Annotated in this window: 12 protein-coding genes; 4 read left to right on the top strand and 8 right to left on the bottom strand. The window is 46.9% G+C overall.

From position 1 onward, the window contains the following. Window positions 1–266 precede the first annotated feature (266 nt). Entirely contained in the window at window positions 267–503 is a 237-nt protein-coding gene (locus tag AC5FX6_RS05790; RefSeq protein ID WP_493596073.1) for a hypothetical protein, read from the top strand. A 190-nt stretch (window positions 504–693) separates the two neighbouring features. Here AC5FX6_RS05790 and AC5FX6_RS05785 read toward each other — a convergent pair whose 3' ends face one another. From AC5FX6_RS05785 to AC5FX6_RS05765, 5 genes are all read right to left on the bottom strand, one after another. Next, complete coding sequence (locus AC5FX6_RS05785; RefSeq protein WP_493596072.1) at window positions 694–945, bottom strand: hypothetical protein; 252 nt, start codon at window positions 943–945, stop codon at window positions 694–696. Between the two features lie 207 nt (window positions 946–1,152). Continuing rightward, a complete protein-coding gene (locus tag AC5FX6_RS05780; protein ID WP_493596071.1) occupies window positions 1,153–2,238 on the bottom strand; it encodes an ABC transporter permease in 1,086 nt (361 codons plus the stop codon). Next, window positions 2,235–3,617: an ABC transporter permease gene (locus AC5FX6_RS05775; RefSeq protein WP_493596070.1), complete on the bottom strand. Its 1,383-nt coding sequence runs from the start codon at window positions 3,615–3,617 to the stop codon at window positions 2,235–2,237. Before AC5FX6_RS05775 ends, AC5FX6_RS05780 begins: the two co-directional genes overlap by 4 nt. 7 nt (window positions 3,618–3,624) lie before the next feature. Continuing rightward, complete coding sequence (locus AC5FX6_RS05770; protein WP_493596069.1) at window positions 3,625–5,253, bottom strand: ABC transporter substrate-binding protein; 1,629 nt, start codon at window positions 5,251–5,253, stop codon at window positions 3,625–3,627. A gap of 176 nt (window positions 5,254–5,429) precedes the next feature. Next, a complete protein-coding gene (locus AC5FX6_RS05765) occupies window positions 5,430–5,606 on the bottom strand; it encodes a hypothetical protein (RefSeq protein ID WP_493596068.1) in 177 nt (58 codons plus the stop codon). A gap of 309 nt (window positions 5,607–5,915) precedes the next feature. Between AC5FX6_RS05765 and AC5FX6_RS05760 the strand changes: the two genes are divergently transcribed. Together AC5FX6_RS05760 and AC5FX6_RS05755 are read left to right on the top strand one after the other, a co-directional pair. Continuing rightward, complete coding sequence (locus tag AC5FX6_RS05760) at window positions 5,916–7,424, top strand: hypothetical protein (RefSeq protein ID WP_493596067.1); 1,509 nt, start codon at window positions 5,916–5,918, stop codon at window positions 7,422–7,424. 25 nt (window positions 7,425–7,449) lie between these two features. Next, window positions 7,450–8,778, top strand: a complete 1,329-nt coding sequence (locus AC5FX6_RS05755; RefSeq protein WP_493596066.1) for an MFS transporter — start codon at window positions 7,450–7,452, stop codon at window positions 8,776–8,778. Window positions 8,779–8,948: 170 nt separating this feature from the next. On the opposite strand, the gene AC5FX6_RS05750 is transcribed toward AC5FX6_RS05755, so the two are convergent. Then, entirely contained in the window at window positions 8,949–10,610 is a 1,662-nt protein-coding gene (locus AC5FX6_RS05750) for an amidohydrolase (RefSeq protein WP_493596065.1), read from the bottom strand. An 8-nt stretch (window positions 10,611–10,618) separates the two neighbouring features. Further along, window positions 10,619–11,392 carry an AMP nucleosidase gene (locus tag AC5FX6_RS05745; RefSeq protein ID WP_493596064.1) on the bottom strand — a complete coding sequence of 258 codons (774 nt, stop codon included), beginning with the start codon at window positions 11,390–11,392 and terminating at the stop codon, window positions 10,619–10,621. Window positions 11,393–11,481: 89 nt separating this feature from the next. Between AC5FX6_RS05745 and AC5FX6_RS05740 the strand changes: the two genes are divergently transcribed. Then, on the top strand, window positions 11,482–11,934 hold the full coding sequence (locus tag AC5FX6_RS05740; RefSeq protein WP_493596063.1) for a type I restriction enzyme HsdR N-terminal domain-containing protein: 453 nt from the start codon (window positions 11,482–11,484) through the stop codon (window positions 11,932–11,934). 44 nt (window positions 11,935–11,978) lie between these two features. Here AC5FX6_RS05740 and AC5FX6_RS05735 read toward each other — a convergent pair whose 3' ends face one another. Beyond that, window positions 11,979–13,856: an LTA synthase family protein gene (locus tag AC5FX6_RS05735; RefSeq protein ID WP_493596062.1), complete on the bottom strand. Its 1,878-nt coding sequence runs from the start codon at window positions 13,854–13,856 to the stop codon at window positions 11,979–11,981. Window positions 13,857–13,989 lie beyond the last annotated feature (133 nt).

Here is a 13,989-nt window from a genome sequence, read left to right as displayed (position 1 = left end):
GATGTGGATGTGTGTTCTCTTTTGTGTTCCTTGAAAGTTTATACTCGCTGCATACTCTAAAAGATATAAAGGGTTCGTTTAGCTGTGGTGAGCAAACTGTGTCATAGGAAGGGTTGTTAATTAAAGTCAGGGCGATTTTCCCTCTGGTTTTGTTGTTTAGCTTTATTCTAAATTACTGTATAACAGAGGTCGTATGCAACCTGCAATAGGTAAAGTCAGGTAAATAGGGTATAGAAATACAATGTTAGACTTAAAACTATTTTGATATGGAAGCGACATGCAATAACTGTAATCACTGGGAACAGGACCAGAATAAAGTGCAACTTCAAAGTAATGAATTTGGCTTGTGTGACGAACTGACCGGACAGCATGCTCTGGAGCCAGCTTATGTACTGCCTTTGGTACATGAAGGACCGGAAGATAAGAAACCAAGGAGGTTTGAAATGATCACGGGCGCCCAATTTGGCTGTAACCACTTCACTGAGCGTAAAGGATGGGTGTAAGCCCTGAGGATAAGCTATAAAACAAATGCCCTGCAGGAGACTGCAGGGCAAATGCTTAATCTAAACACAAACAACCAACACTAGTATTATCTATTCAATTATTATCTATTCAATCTTAATCTATTCTATTCTATTCTATTCTATTTTCAATCTATTCTATTTTCAATTGTAGCCGCCTAGTCGGCTTGCACTAGTAACGTAGGAATGGCATGTTATTCACCCCGGAGAGCGAGTCAAGTATACCTACGAAATAATCCCCGATAAACAGACCTGTGCCTTTCTTCACCGCATCTGTACCTAGAGACGAATTGATCACTTCCCCATCTATAGTCGAGTAATCTTGCGATTCCTCGAATTGAGAAGGATGGTTAATGGTTTTTAAGTTGTTACGGTTCCCAATCGTCTGAATTGGAATACCCGCAGAGCTTTCATAGATTTTCATGTGTTTGTGTAGTTTGGTTTTGTATGATACAATGATACAGCAAAGCATTCTCCTAACACAGGAAAGATATTTATGAATAGTAACTTGTGTTTATTTTATAGGTGATATGATTTTATTTAATAAAGTGGTTGTTTAGTTTCAGATAAGATATCAAACAGCTATTCTGATAGATGTTTATGGAAAGAGTATTGAAAAAGGTAACATTTGCTATTTGGCGTTTTGGAGACCACGTAGCATATAATAGCTAACAGTTTGCAAGGCTAGCACAGTGAGAGAAAGGACAAAGCCAGGTATAGCTACTAGCCACCAGGCTGCAGTGTTGGTACGTATGCCAGCGATCATTCTGCCCCAGCTAACCAGGTCAGTACTTACGCCAATATTAAGAAAGGAAAGGGTTGACTCCAGCATCAGTAAGCCGGCCAAGCCAAATGAAAAGGCAACGAGTACCGGTCCCAGCAAGTGAGGCATCGCCTGACGGACCAGCAACCTCTTTTTCGTATAACCAAGACTGATAGCCGCTTCAAAAAAGGGTAGCTCCCTGATGCGCAGCATTTCCGCTCTTGCCAGTCGTGCAGTTCCTGTCCAGAAGGTCAGAACCAATAAAACAGACAAAGCCAGTAGGGTAGGCGGCACTATGGCTGCTAACACAAGTATTAAAACCAGTCGTGGAATGCTGGTCTGTACCTCAATCAGCCGTAGCAACAATTCATCAGATGGTACAGGTATAGCTTGTCTGAAATAAGGGAGCTGCCTGAGTAATAACCCTAAAGTGAAGGTAAAGCCTATGCTTAGGATGACTGCCATTATACCCGTCAAGATGAAATCGAAGAAAACTGCTCCCTGACTGTTGAGTAACATTGGGAGGTAAATGCCATAGTAGGCAAAAGGTAACAAACCGAAAAGCAAGGCGATCAGCAAGGCCCGGCTCAGGTATAGGCGGTGATTGCCATACAGCCCTGCCACGGCTCCGAGTGTTAAGCCAATGAAGCTGGCGATCACCATGACCGGCAAACTGATGGCAAATGCCGTTCGGGCGCCATATAATATGTTGGCGAGTACATCGCGTCCCAATCCATCGGTTCCAAGCCAATGCCTGGGTATACCTTCTCCCGCCTGCCACCCGAAAGGCGCCTGGTAGATATGTTCCAGATCCAGATCGTTCGGTCCGTAAGCAAGCGGTAACCAGTGGAGGGTTGAAGCGACAAGCGTCAGCAGAGTAAGGTATAGCAGTGCCAGTCTGAAAGCCGGCGCCACCTGCCATAGTTCACGCGCTATTTGCCATAGGTTATTCATGAGGCGTGTGCACGTATACGTGGGTCGGCTTGCGCATAAAGCAAGTCAGACAACAGATGCGAAAGCAGCCTGAATACCGCTACAATAACTACAATGCCAACGATAACCGGATAATCACGCGCCAGCACTGCATCAATGAGCAAGCGCCCCACACCTGGTATCGCAAAGATGGTTTCGATAATAACAGCTCCGGCCACCAGAGCAGGCAGGAAATCCGACAAAAGAGTGATAATAGGAAGCAGCGCATTTCGCAACATGTGGCTGCGGATGACGCGGTGCTCAGAAAGTCCTTTTGCATGTGCCGTTCTAATATAGTCCTGGCCTGCGACAGCTCTTAATGCCTGGTAGAACTGATTGGTCAGATAGGGCAGATTGGCGAGCACCAGACACAATAGCGGAAGCGCCATAAACTGTAGCCACTGGCTGGTTTGCTGTAGCCAAGATTGGTCGTATGTGCTATAATAGCCCATGCCATAGACCGGGAAAAGCTGTAAAAATGCCGGACTCGCCAACAGTACCAATAAGAGCATAGCCAGTACAAAGAGTGGCACACTGTCGAGCAGAAAAAGGGAGGGGAGAAGTGTGTTGCGCCAGATGCGACCTGACCGTCTCACCATAAGTATTGCCAGTTCCATCGCCAACAAGGAGGCGCAGGCCATGCTCGCCAGCAATAGCCACCAGGTGTTTCCGATCGCTTCTGCCAGTACCGTGGCTACCGGGCGTCCATCGCGTAGCGAAGCACCCAGACTACCCTTAACCAAACCAGTGAGCCAGCGATGGTACTGGTTGTGTGAACCGTGCCACTGCATAGAGGGTAATAGGTAGGTATGGCCCGGAGGAATGGTCAAAAGTATGTTGCTGCTTTCTATTATTTGGCTGTTGGCAAGCTTGTCAGCGGTCAAGGTATTTTCGATTTCCTTTATGGCATCATGCAATTCTTTGGGCTGCCGGTGGCTATAGATGGTATAGAGAGGAGTTTGTAGTTGCTGACGCTCGTTTTCAGACAAGTCTGTTTCCAAAGCTTTCAAGCTTCGGAAGAACCGGGCAGCTGCCTCCGGATGACCATACTGCCAGGATAGTTTTTTCAGGAAAGCACGGTCACGTTCTGGAAAAACACGGTGCAGGGTATCAGGTAAAGCGCTGGATGTGATGCTGAAATAAAAAAGGGGGAGGTCCTGTCCGGTGACTTGTAAAAACTGCCGATAATTACGTTCCTGTGATGCTGCATCGCTTCGGTTATAGTATCCGGCTTCACCTTGTGCCAAGTATGAGCTCCCGAAAGCGCCAGGCATCAGCTTGCTCAGCAGGAAGATAGCAGATGCAATGAACCAAAGGGTAGGTATAGCCAAGAGTAGCCGCCTGAATACAAAACTGGCCATGGCATGATTAAGGCTTAAGCATAAACGAACTCAGGTCGTAATAGGGGCGCACGCCTGACACCTTCGCATTGGAGAATCTGCTGTGGATCGCAATCTTTTCTTTACGGAAATAAAGTGGCAGAAAGGCCGCTTCTTCCTGAATGATCTCCTGCAGCCTGAACAGTAGCTTGGCTTTCGCATCCTCACTTTCAGCTTCGTTGATTTGGTTTAGCAATTGGTCGCTCTCTGTCGTTCCAAAACCAGTAGTATTAAACCCACCGGGGCCAGCAAAGCTCGTGTGAAACAGTGGCTTGAAGTTGAAAACAAATGGATTGCCTGATATACCTCTGAAATGCATGTCATAATCCAGTTGTCCTATCTTCTGGGAATAAACAGTTCCTTCTAGCGGCTGCAGGGTGACAGGTATACCGGCTTTGGCAGCGTGCTGCTGAAAGATCAGCGCCATCTGTTCATACATGGTATTGCCAGCTCTGTATAGCAGTTCGATGCGCAGGTCCTCACGCTGGCCGTTTATGTTGCGGTACCAGCCATTCTTTTCTTGTATCCAGCCGGCAGCTTTCAAAAGCTTGATAGCTTCTTCTGGATCGTAGTTGCGGGGCTTAAGCGTTGGGTGATAAAAGTCTTTTCGGTCAGGTGGTATAGGGCCTACGGTGGGTGTAGCATATGACTGCTGGCTTACCCGGATCATACCCGTTATATCCATTAAATGTGCGATGGCCTGCCGGGTACGCTTATCGTTAAATTTTGCCTTGCGTGTGTTTGTAGCTGCATAGATCAAGTCATAGCCTTCCGGCGTATGCAGATCGTAATTCTTCAGAAAGTTTTCATCTTGCTGGAGCTGCTCAAATTCATTTACAGGGATATTATCCAGCACGTCGAGCTGTGTGTTTTTGAGCGCCAGCAGGGCAGTGGTATTGTCTGGGATTATTTGAAAATTAATCTGCTCCGGGTTAGCGGTCAGGTAACTGGAAGCGCTGCCTGTATTCTTACCCCACCAGTTGTCTTTTCGCTTTAGCACAATGTGCTGACCGGTAGCCCATTCTGCCAACTCATAACCACCGCTGCCCAACAAGATGTCTTTACTATCAGGCGAGCCTAGCTTATTGCAGCGCATAGCAACAGCCTGTATACGCTCTGTGTTATATTGAGAGCTATCAGTCTGGAATAATGCACGTAGAGGTATAGCTGAAAATGCCTGTTGAGGATCAAGTAGATAAGCCGGCAGGATGAAAAAGTCCCCTGTGAGGAGCTGCATTTCAGGGGTATAGCCTAGGCATACCAGGGTGAATTTTTTAGGATCGTCGGGGTGTAATTGGATGTCCTGAATAAATTCGATCTGAGAGCGAATGCTCTCAGATCGAACTAAGGGTGATTTCAGTACCTTCAGTGTAAATGCCACGTCTTGTGCAGTAACGGGGCTCCCATCAGGCCATTCAGCTTCGGGGCGTAGCTGATAATGAAAATAAGTGATCGAGTCTGTGCGCTCCACTTCCGGAAAAGCGGAAGCAAGTCCCGGTTTCAAAGTGTTATCTTCAAGATCTACAGTCAGCAGGCTTTGGTAGAGCAGATTAATTATCTGCAGAGCTTCCTGTGAGTTATAGTTAACAGGACTGATGTTTCCTGGGTCTATAGCCAAACGAAGGCGTACTTCATCTGGTTGCCGCTCAGGCTGACTGCAAAAACTTAGTAGTAGTAAAAATAAGATTGATAGGAATGCTTGAGTTTTCCGCATTTTTCTTGACTCCCTTTAGCTGAAACCGGGTAAAGGCAAGTTAGGGAAAATACAGCAATTCCCAAGAATCGAGTTCTTGCCTATTTTTCAATAGTTGTCCAGGTGCCTGATCCGCCCATGAGCTTCACAGTTTCAGCTGTCTTATCGGTTGTAGAAGTAGTTGTAGTTGTAGTTGTAGTCGTTTTCTGATCAGTAGTAGTTTCTGTTGGAGTGCCAATCAGGAGATTCAGGACGATAGTGATGATGATAGTTGCCATGATTTCTAAGGGTTAAATCGGTTTATTGTGTAACAAAGATTCACACAGATAGCATCAAAAGAAAAGAAAGTTTTTAGAAAAAGGTAACTATTAATATAATTATTTTTAATTGTATTAATTATATGAAATTTATAAATGTATTTGATTTAGAGTTAATATTTCGAATTTACTATTTAAAAATGTTTCAAAAGTAACATTTCTCACTTACTTTTAATCAAAAATAGTTAGGAAATAGTGTTAATTAGCCCTTCCTGGGCATTTAATGACTAATGGTTTTCTAATATATAGATTTTTTACTTGATCTTTTGCATGAAAGAAATTAAAAAACTGATTGATATAGTTCTTTCCTGCAGTCAGGCAGAAACGGCCTTACTTGATGTGCCTAAACAGAGTGTGAAGGAGAAGAAGTTTATTCAAGGTATAGAGCAAGGACAGTATACTACTGATGAAGAAGCAGCTAAGGACCTTTATAATGCCAGTCCAAATGATGTTAGGTATAAAATGCTGAAGCATCGGGTAAAGAAGAAGCTATTCAATGAACTTAATTATGTAAACGCTGAGAAAGTAACTTCAAACTTTGTAAGGCAGAAGGAAATACAATGCAATAGCTTGATTTATCAGGCCAACATAGTACGTGCTCGTTATGAGTTCGATCTGGTAATAAGTCTTGCCAGTAAAGCACTGGCTCTAGCGCAAGAGTTCGATTTTGTAGATTTAAAAGTGTCTGCGCTGGAATTGCTTTGTTTGGGTTATTCAGATCAAGGACTAATCAAAAAGTTTACTGCAGCGCAGGATGATCTAAAGGCTACAATGCAGCGCTTCGTTAAAGAACGAGAAGCAGTATCCTTGTTTCAGTTCATTAACATGCAGCTCCGCAAGTCCACTAAAACAAGAAAAGAGTTTCTACCGCAGCTGCCACTTCTAATATCACAATTGGAGAAGCTTTGGCATGAGTCGGGTACATTTAGTACCTATTATGCCTATTATAGAACTTACATCTGGTACCATGAACTGGAAGGCAATTTTAAAGATATAATTACTATTACTGTGGATGCTCTCAGGCTAGTAGAACAGAATAAAATTAACGCGCATCGATTTGATCTGACTTATAATAACTTCATTATGGTTTATGCTCACTTGAGAGCCAAACATTTGAGTGATGGGTTAATGTATGCGCAGGAAAACCTTGAACTTTACCAGCCTTCTACCCGAAACTGGTTTGCGTACATGGAAAACTACTTCCTGCTTGCAGTGCACGCCCGGAGGTATGATTTGGCAGATGTGCTGCAGCAACAGGTGTTTGTAAATGGTGCTTTACAAACCATACCTACTATCGCTAAGGAGCGTTGGATGCTGTACCGCGCATATTTCAGACTAATTTATCCGCAAGCGTCTGTTCCAGAAGGCGAAGCCAACAACCCATACCTGCTTTCACTGCCGGAGTACAGCAAAGATAAGCTCGGGTTCAATGTGGCTATTCTTACTTTGCAGTTCATATACCTATTGGAAAAAGGAGAGACTGAAGCCTTGCTTTACCGCATCGAAAGTATCAAAAAGTATGTGTCCACGCACTTAAAAGATGCTTTTAGCTTGCGTAGTAAGCTCTTTTTGAAACTATTGGTACTAACTGTGACAGAGGATTATGATGCGGTAGCTTGCCAGAGTAAAGGGGAAGCACTCTACAATAAGCTGTTGGAGACGCCTGCTCCTGGGGATGCCTATGCAGAAATTGAGATAGTGCCGTACGAGCATCTTTGGGATCTAATCCTACAGATTCTGGCTAAAGCTGAAGCAAATCCCAAAGCACGCATACGCTGAATAAATATTTTGCTATATTTCAGCTATGCAAAAAAACAACCCGACCATTACCAGAGCCTGGTGTGTCTATGATTGGGCCAACTCGGTCTACTCGCTGGTCATCATCTCGACTATTTTCCCGATCTACTACAGCGCCGTATCCAAGCATCCGGAGACAGGCTCTACCCTGGTAAATTTTTTCGGGGTGGAACTGCAGAGTTCCGTGCTCTTTTCATATGCGGTATCCGGGTCTTTTCTGCTAATTGTGCTCATGAACCCCTTTTTGACTGCCATTGCAGACTATAGCGGTCGAAAGAAGCTGTTCATGCAGCTGTTTTGTTACATGGGCTCCATTTCCTGTGCGAGCCTCTTCTTTTTTACAAGAGATACGTTTTCAGTTTCGGTCGTCTTGTTCATGCTGGCATCTATTGGGTTTACCGGCAGTATCGTATTTTACAATTCGTACCTGCCCGAAATTGCTACCGAAGACCAGTATGACCGCCTGAGCGCCCGTGGATTTGCTATGGGCTATGTGGGCAGTGTACTCTTACTAATCTTCAACTTAGCGATGATTCTGCAGCCGGGTTGGTTTGGTATTGCTGCCGACAATACCAGCCTGGCTCCGCGCATCGCTTTCCTGACTACAGGACTTTGGTGGTTCGGATTTGCTCAATACACCTTCTACCATTTGCCGGCCAATGTCTATCAGAAGAACCCCCAGGGCAGCTGGATTTTGAATGGGGTGCAGGAGCTCAAAAAGGTGCTCAATCAGGTAAAGGAGTTGCGTTTACTTAAACGCTATTTGCTGGCTTATTTCTTCTTCAACATGGGGGTGCAGACTGTGATGTATGTGGCTACTATTTTCGGAATTGAGGAGCTGAAGTTGCCGAGTGATAACCTGATCATCACGATCCTGATCATTCAATTAGTAGCCATTGCAGGGGCTTATGGATTCGCTGCGCTGTCAGCCCGGTATGGCAACATACGGGCATTGATCATCGCTGTAATCATTTGGATTGGAATCTGTATCGCCGCTTACTTCACGACTACTGCTGTAGAATTTTATGTGTTGGCCGCCGTTGTTGGTTCTGTTATGGGAGGTATACAGTCACTTTCCCGTTCCACTTATTCTAAATTGATTCCAACTACGACTAAAGATCACGCATCCTATTTCAGCTTCTATGATATTACAGAAAAGGTTTCTATCATGCTGGGCACGCTGGCCTATGGTGCCATCGCGCAAGTGACGGGTTCAATGCGCTATAGCATATTGGCATTGATCGTGTTCTTCGCCCTTGGCCTGATCTTCCTAAGCCTTATCAAAGGGAAGAGGTCACTGGAGCCGCAAGGCGAAGCAGAGGCAGTAGCACAATAGATAATGTAAGGTATAGAATCAAAAACGGCAGCCTGATCGGGCTGCCGCTTTTGCGTTATGGTCGATAGTTAAATTGTTGACTGAATGCGTGATTCGGTTAGATCCAGGTCTTTCGAATGGTCATACTTATCACGGTATTTCACTTTCTAACTTTCTAACTATCCAGACTTTTACTTCTTATATACCTGCACCCCATTCACATAGGTGTGGAGTACTTGCAGGCCACGCATCTGGTCATTGGCAACCTTCATCAGGTCGCGGTCAACGATGATGAAGTCAGCGAACTTTCCAGGCTCGATGCTGCCTTTTTCTTTTTCTTCAAAAGCAGCTTTTGCGGCCCAGATCGTCATGCCGCGCATAGCTTCTTCACGGCTCAGAGCGTTCTCCATCTGGAAGCCTCCTTCAGGCCAATTCTCACCATCCTGACGGGCAACCGCTGCATGGAATCCATAAACCGGGTTAATATCCTCTACCGGAAAGTCACTACCCAGGGGCATGTAACCGTTTTGATCCAATAGTTGCTTGAAAGGGTAGGCGTGGGCAATGCGCTCTTTGCCCAAGCGATCGCCAGCCCAGTACATGTCGGACGTGGCATGTGTAGGCTGCACAGATGGAAGCACGCTATACTTGCCAAATTTGTCCATGTCGGCCGGGTTGATGATCTGGGAGTGCTCAATGCGCCAGCGCTTATCATTCTTGCCGCCCAGCACTTCGCCGTAGATGTCGAGCAACAAACGGTTGGCAGAGTCGCCAATAGCATGTGTGTTCATCTGGAAGCCGTGCTGGTTAAGTAGCTTCGCGATATCGCGGAATTCCTGCTCAGAGGCCAGCAAGAAGCCAAAATGGCCATGCTTATCGCTGTATGGCTTAATGAGGTTGGCACCGCGTGACCCGAGGGCACCATCAGAGTATACCTTGAAAGAACGTACGTTTAAGCGGTCAGTCTTATACGGTCCGTTAGCGAAATAATGGTCCTGGTTTACCTTGCCAGGGTTCATCATAGCGTACACACGCATCTGCAGTTCACCACTCTTATGCATGGCATCCATCAGATCAACCGTTGACTTGTCCAGTCCGGCGTCAGCTACAGAGGTGAGGCCTACGGCAAAGCAATTCTTCTCTGCGTTCTGCAAAGCCTGGCGTTGCTCCTGTTCGTCGGCTTCAGGTATAACGGCCGTTACCCGGTCAATGGCATTGTCGATCAGGATGCCGGTCATTTTGCCGCCTTCCACTTCAACTAAGCCACCAACCATTTTGGTCTGAGGCGTCAAACCAGCCAGATCCAATGCTTTCTGGTTTACCAAAGCAGCATGGCCATCAATACGGGTGAGGATGATAGGCGTATCGGGGAAGAGTTGGTCCAGCGTATCTTTGGTCGGGAATTCCTTCACAGCCCAGTCGTTCTGGTCCCAACCGCGGCCTGTGATCCAGTCTGCCTCTGGGTAGGCTTTTTGTTGATCTACAACTTTCTGCACTACTTCTTTGAAAGAGGTAGTACCGTTCAGGTCAGCTGACTGCAGGCCCAGACCGTAGCGGTAGAAGTGAGCATGCCCATCGATCAGGCCCGGGTAAATCGTTTTACCTTCGGCGTCCAGTTCTTCGGTAGCGTTATACTTAGATCGAATATCGGCTGTCGTACCTACGGCCACGATCTTACCGTCTTTCACAGCAAATGCCTCGGCCTGATCGAAGTTCTCGTTTACCGTATACACGTTGCCATTATACACGATCAGGTCAACTGACTCGCCGCTGGTGTTGCTGGTGTTGCAGCTACTCAGGAGGGTGAGGCCCAGTAGGGCAGCGGCTGCAAAGGAGCGTAGTGTTTTTTTCATGAATCTGCTTATTCGAAACGCATGTGTTTCACGGACTCACCTGAGTTGATCAGCTCGACCAGCGAATCTATACCTATGCTCAGGTGTTTTTCTACATAGTTAGTGGTTACCAGTTTATCGCTCTCCGATGTCTTCACACCTTCCGGTATCATCGGGTTGTCAGATACCAGCAGCAAGGCGCCATGCGGTATTTCGTTAACAAAGCCAACTGTGAATATCGTAGCGGTTTCCATGTCGATGCCCATGGCACGGATCTGCCGCAGGTATTCCTTGAAGTCCTCGTCATGCTCCCATACACGGCGGTTGGTTGTGTACACGGTGCCGGTCCAGTAGTCCATCTCGTGCTTCTTGATCATAGACGATACCGCACGCTGAAGACGGAAGGATGGCAGGGCAGGGATTTCTGGTGGCAAGTAGTCATCGGATGTACCTTCTCCGCGAATAGCCGCGATCGGCAGGATCAGGTCGCCAATGGCAGTTTTTCTTTTCAAACCACCGCACTTACCCAGGAACAGGGCTGCTTTTGGCTTGATGGCGGAAAGCAGGTCCATCACTGTGGCGGCCATGGCACTACCCATACCGAAGTTGATGATCGTGATGTTGTTGGCCGTAGCCGTCTGCATCGGTTTGTCAAGACCTTTTATCTCCACACCGAACCGGTCGGCGAACATTCGTACGTAGTTGATAAAGTTAGTGAGGAGAATATACTCGCCGAATTCATCTAAAGGCACACCGGTATACCGTGGCAACCAGTCGCTTACTATTTCTTCTTTGCTCTTCATGTTTTAAATATAAGTGAATAGATATAAAAAAGCCGCCTTGGCAAGTGAGAGTTGCTGGGGCGGAGGCTGTAAAATTGGTAAATTGCGTCATGGAAATGCTGAACTTACCGACGTTTGATTACAAAATTAAGCATTCTGGCGCTAATATCATGATATTTGACGCATTGCGCCGCAAATATGTGCTGCTAACGCCGGAAGAATGGGTTCGACAGCATTTTGCGCACTTTCTGATCAGCAGCCATCGTTACCCCAAAAGCCTTATCAGTATAGAACGGGGTACTACCTACAACAAGTTGCAGAAACGCACCGATATGTGTGTGTACGATCAGGGAGGCAAGCCTTATCTCCTGGTGGAATGCAAAGCCGCGCATGTGCCTATTACGCAGGATGTCGTGAAACAGGTATCGGTCTACAATCAGGTGCTGCAGGCTCCCTATGTAGTCATTACAAATGGCATGGAGCATTACTGCTGGGAAGTGGACTTTGAAACCCGCCAGTTTAATCCCTTGCAAGGTATACCTGCTTTCGGAACGAAGGTATAGTACCTATTTTTTGTAAGGATAATTGCCAGTGCATCCTCACTAGTTTAATCTTTCCGCAGCCAGAAATACAGGTCGTTGGCTACCATCTTATTTTTGAAGTACTGGACGTACGCCTTCAGCTGCTGCGCCTGTGTTGCATTGGGCTGTTCGGCAGCGGTTAGTTCTGGGAAGGTATAGAAGCGCAGCTCATCGGTTCCCGTCAGCTCAGCCACACCATCCTGTTGCACAAGGTAGTACGACGTGCCATTATACAGCAGCGCATGCCCGGTCGCTGCACTGTCAAGCACGGATTGTCCAAAAAGCATGAGCTTGTCGGCAGGCAGTTGCAGGTAATCCACTATAGTGGGCAGGATATCAGCATGCTGTGTTACTTTTTGTACGTCAGCCTGCAGCTTTTTGGCAGGGTGAAACAGTAGGAGTGGCACCCGGTAGTAGCCCAGTTCCTGCTGGTACTCCGGTCGTATGCTTTTCTGGGTATGGTCGGCTACTATGATGAACAACGTATTCTTGTACCAGGGCTGCTTAGAGGCAGCTTTAAAAAACTCCTGCAGGGCATAATCAGCATAACCCACAGATTCGTGTATCTCAAGTTCGCCTTTGGGGAATCTGCCCTGATACTGCGTAGGCACCGTGTAAGGCTGGTGAGAGCTCAGCGTGAAAACGGTGCTGAAAAACGGCTGGGGAAATTTGGCCATCTCCTGCACCGTATACTGTAGGTATGGCTCATCAAAGATGCCCCAGTTCCCGTCAAAATGCTCTGCACGGAGCTCAGAAGGATACTCGTCCAGGCCATAATAGTGCTGTATACCTGCCATTTGGGTATACTGATTAAAGCCCATGGTGCCGTTGGTCGCACCGTGAAAAAATGCCGTGGTGTAACCAGCGTCTCTTAGTAAGTGCCCGGCACTATATACGGTGTTCGACTGGTAAGGAGAGGTGATATAAGGATCGGGGAGGAGGGAAGGCAGACCGGACAGGATAGAGGGCAGCGCCTCAATAGACTTGCGACCATTGGCAAAACTGTTGCTGAATAGTAACCCCTTGCTTGCCAGTGAGTCCAGAAACGGGGTATAGCCTTCGCCGTTGTTCAAAGCGCCGATATACTCGGAGGCAAAACTTTCCAGGATGATCAGGACAACGTTTTCCTGTAGCGGTTCACCTGCAGGTGTTGCATACCTAGCCGGCTTTATAGGCAGACTGGCCAGCAATTCTCCATCCGTATTATAAAAATGCTTTTCCTCTAATGTGGCTTTGCCGATGCTTTTGATGAAAGTGAAAGGCGTGTTAAGCGACAGGTGGCCCAGGGCGGTGTGCTCATGCACAAAGGCATGCGCCGGGCGCAGTGGTTTTAGCTGTATACCTCCCCGTATACCTAACACGACAAAGCCAGCCACCAATAGCAGCCTTAGGTAGCGTTGCCACACTACCGGTACCGGATGAGGTATGGGACGCGATGTAGGGTATAGCTTGATGATCGCCAGTACCAACCCCACAAAGCCAATCCCCATGTACCAGTAATAGCTGGCTAACTGACCCAGTTGCCCTAGCACATCACCCGTGATGGTAAGGACCTCATTGCCTGAACGTCGGCCTATAAATTTAAAGAACTCTACATCGGCCAGCGCCAACGCAATAAAAGGTGCATTGGTTAGCACAAAAAGCCATCGTAACATACGCTGGTAGGCTGGGTGCTGTAAATTACCATGTGGCAGCAGGGAGAGCAGTATGAATAGGGAGTTGATGATGACCAGCGCCGCCACGTCAAATCGGAACCCGTGTACGAAAGCCAGTGCCACCTCGCCGGAAGAGGCTTCAGCAAAGTGATCGAAGTTGAATACAAAGAAAACGGCACGCAGCAGCGTATAGAGCAGAAAAACAAGCCCTAAACGGCGCAGCAGCAGTTGAAACGAACTGTCAAACATCTTCAGAAAAGAGAATCTAAGGTCATAATCACCTCAGCGGATGAGGCTGGTCGGCAATAAAACACAAAGATATTGAAAATGGTGCGCATTGCGATGTGGTTGCAAAACAAGAGCGCCTTCCCGATCAGATCAG

Source organism: Pontibacter sp. LHS2 (genome assembly GCF_058932845.1).
The sequence above is the reverse complement of the archived record's forward strand: the minus strand, read 5'-3'. Positions and strand labels throughout refer to the sequence as shown.

Coding starts and splice junctions, on each gene's coding strand:
- AC5FX6_RS05790 (WP_493596073.1), top strand. CDS start 267: ATGGAAGCGACATGCAATAACTGTAATCACTGGGAACAGGACCAGAAT.
- AC5FX6_RS05785 (WP_493596072.1), bottom strand. CDS start 945: ATGAAAATCTATGAAAGCTCTGCGGGTATTCCAATTCAGACGATTGGG.
- AC5FX6_RS05780 (WP_493596071.1), bottom strand. CDS start 2,238: ATGAATAACCTATGGCAAATAGCGCGTGAACTATGGCAGGTGGCGCCG.
- AC5FX6_RS05775 (WP_493596070.1), bottom strand. CDS start 3,617: ATGGCCAGTTTTGTATTCAGGCGGCTACTCTTGGCTATACCTACCCTT.
- AC5FX6_RS05765 (WP_493596068.1), bottom strand. CDS start 5,606: ATGGCAACTATCATCATCACTATCGTCCTGAATCTCCTGATTGGCACT.
- AC5FX6_RS05760 (WP_493596067.1), top strand. CDS start 5,916: ATGAAAGAAATTAAAAAACTGATTGATATAGTTCTTTCCTGCAGTCAG.
- AC5FX6_RS05755 (WP_493596066.1), top strand. CDS start 7,450: ATGCAAAAAAACAACCCGACCATTACCAGAGCCTGGTGTGTCTATGAT.
- AC5FX6_RS05750 (WP_493596065.1), bottom strand. CDS start 10,610: ATGAAAAAAACACTACGCTCCTTTGCAGCCGCTGCCCTACTGGGCCTC.
- AC5FX6_RS05745 (WP_493596064.1), bottom strand. CDS start 11,392: ATGAAGAGCAAAGAAGAAATAGTAAGCGACTGGTTGCCACGGTATACC.
- AC5FX6_RS05740 (WP_493596063.1), top strand. CDS start 11,482: ATGGAAATGCTGAACTTACCGACGTTTGATTACAAAATTAAGCATTCT.
- AC5FX6_RS05735 (WP_493596062.1), bottom strand. CDS start 13,856: ATGTTTGACAGTTCGTTTCAACTGCTGCTGCGCCGTTTAGGGCTTGTT.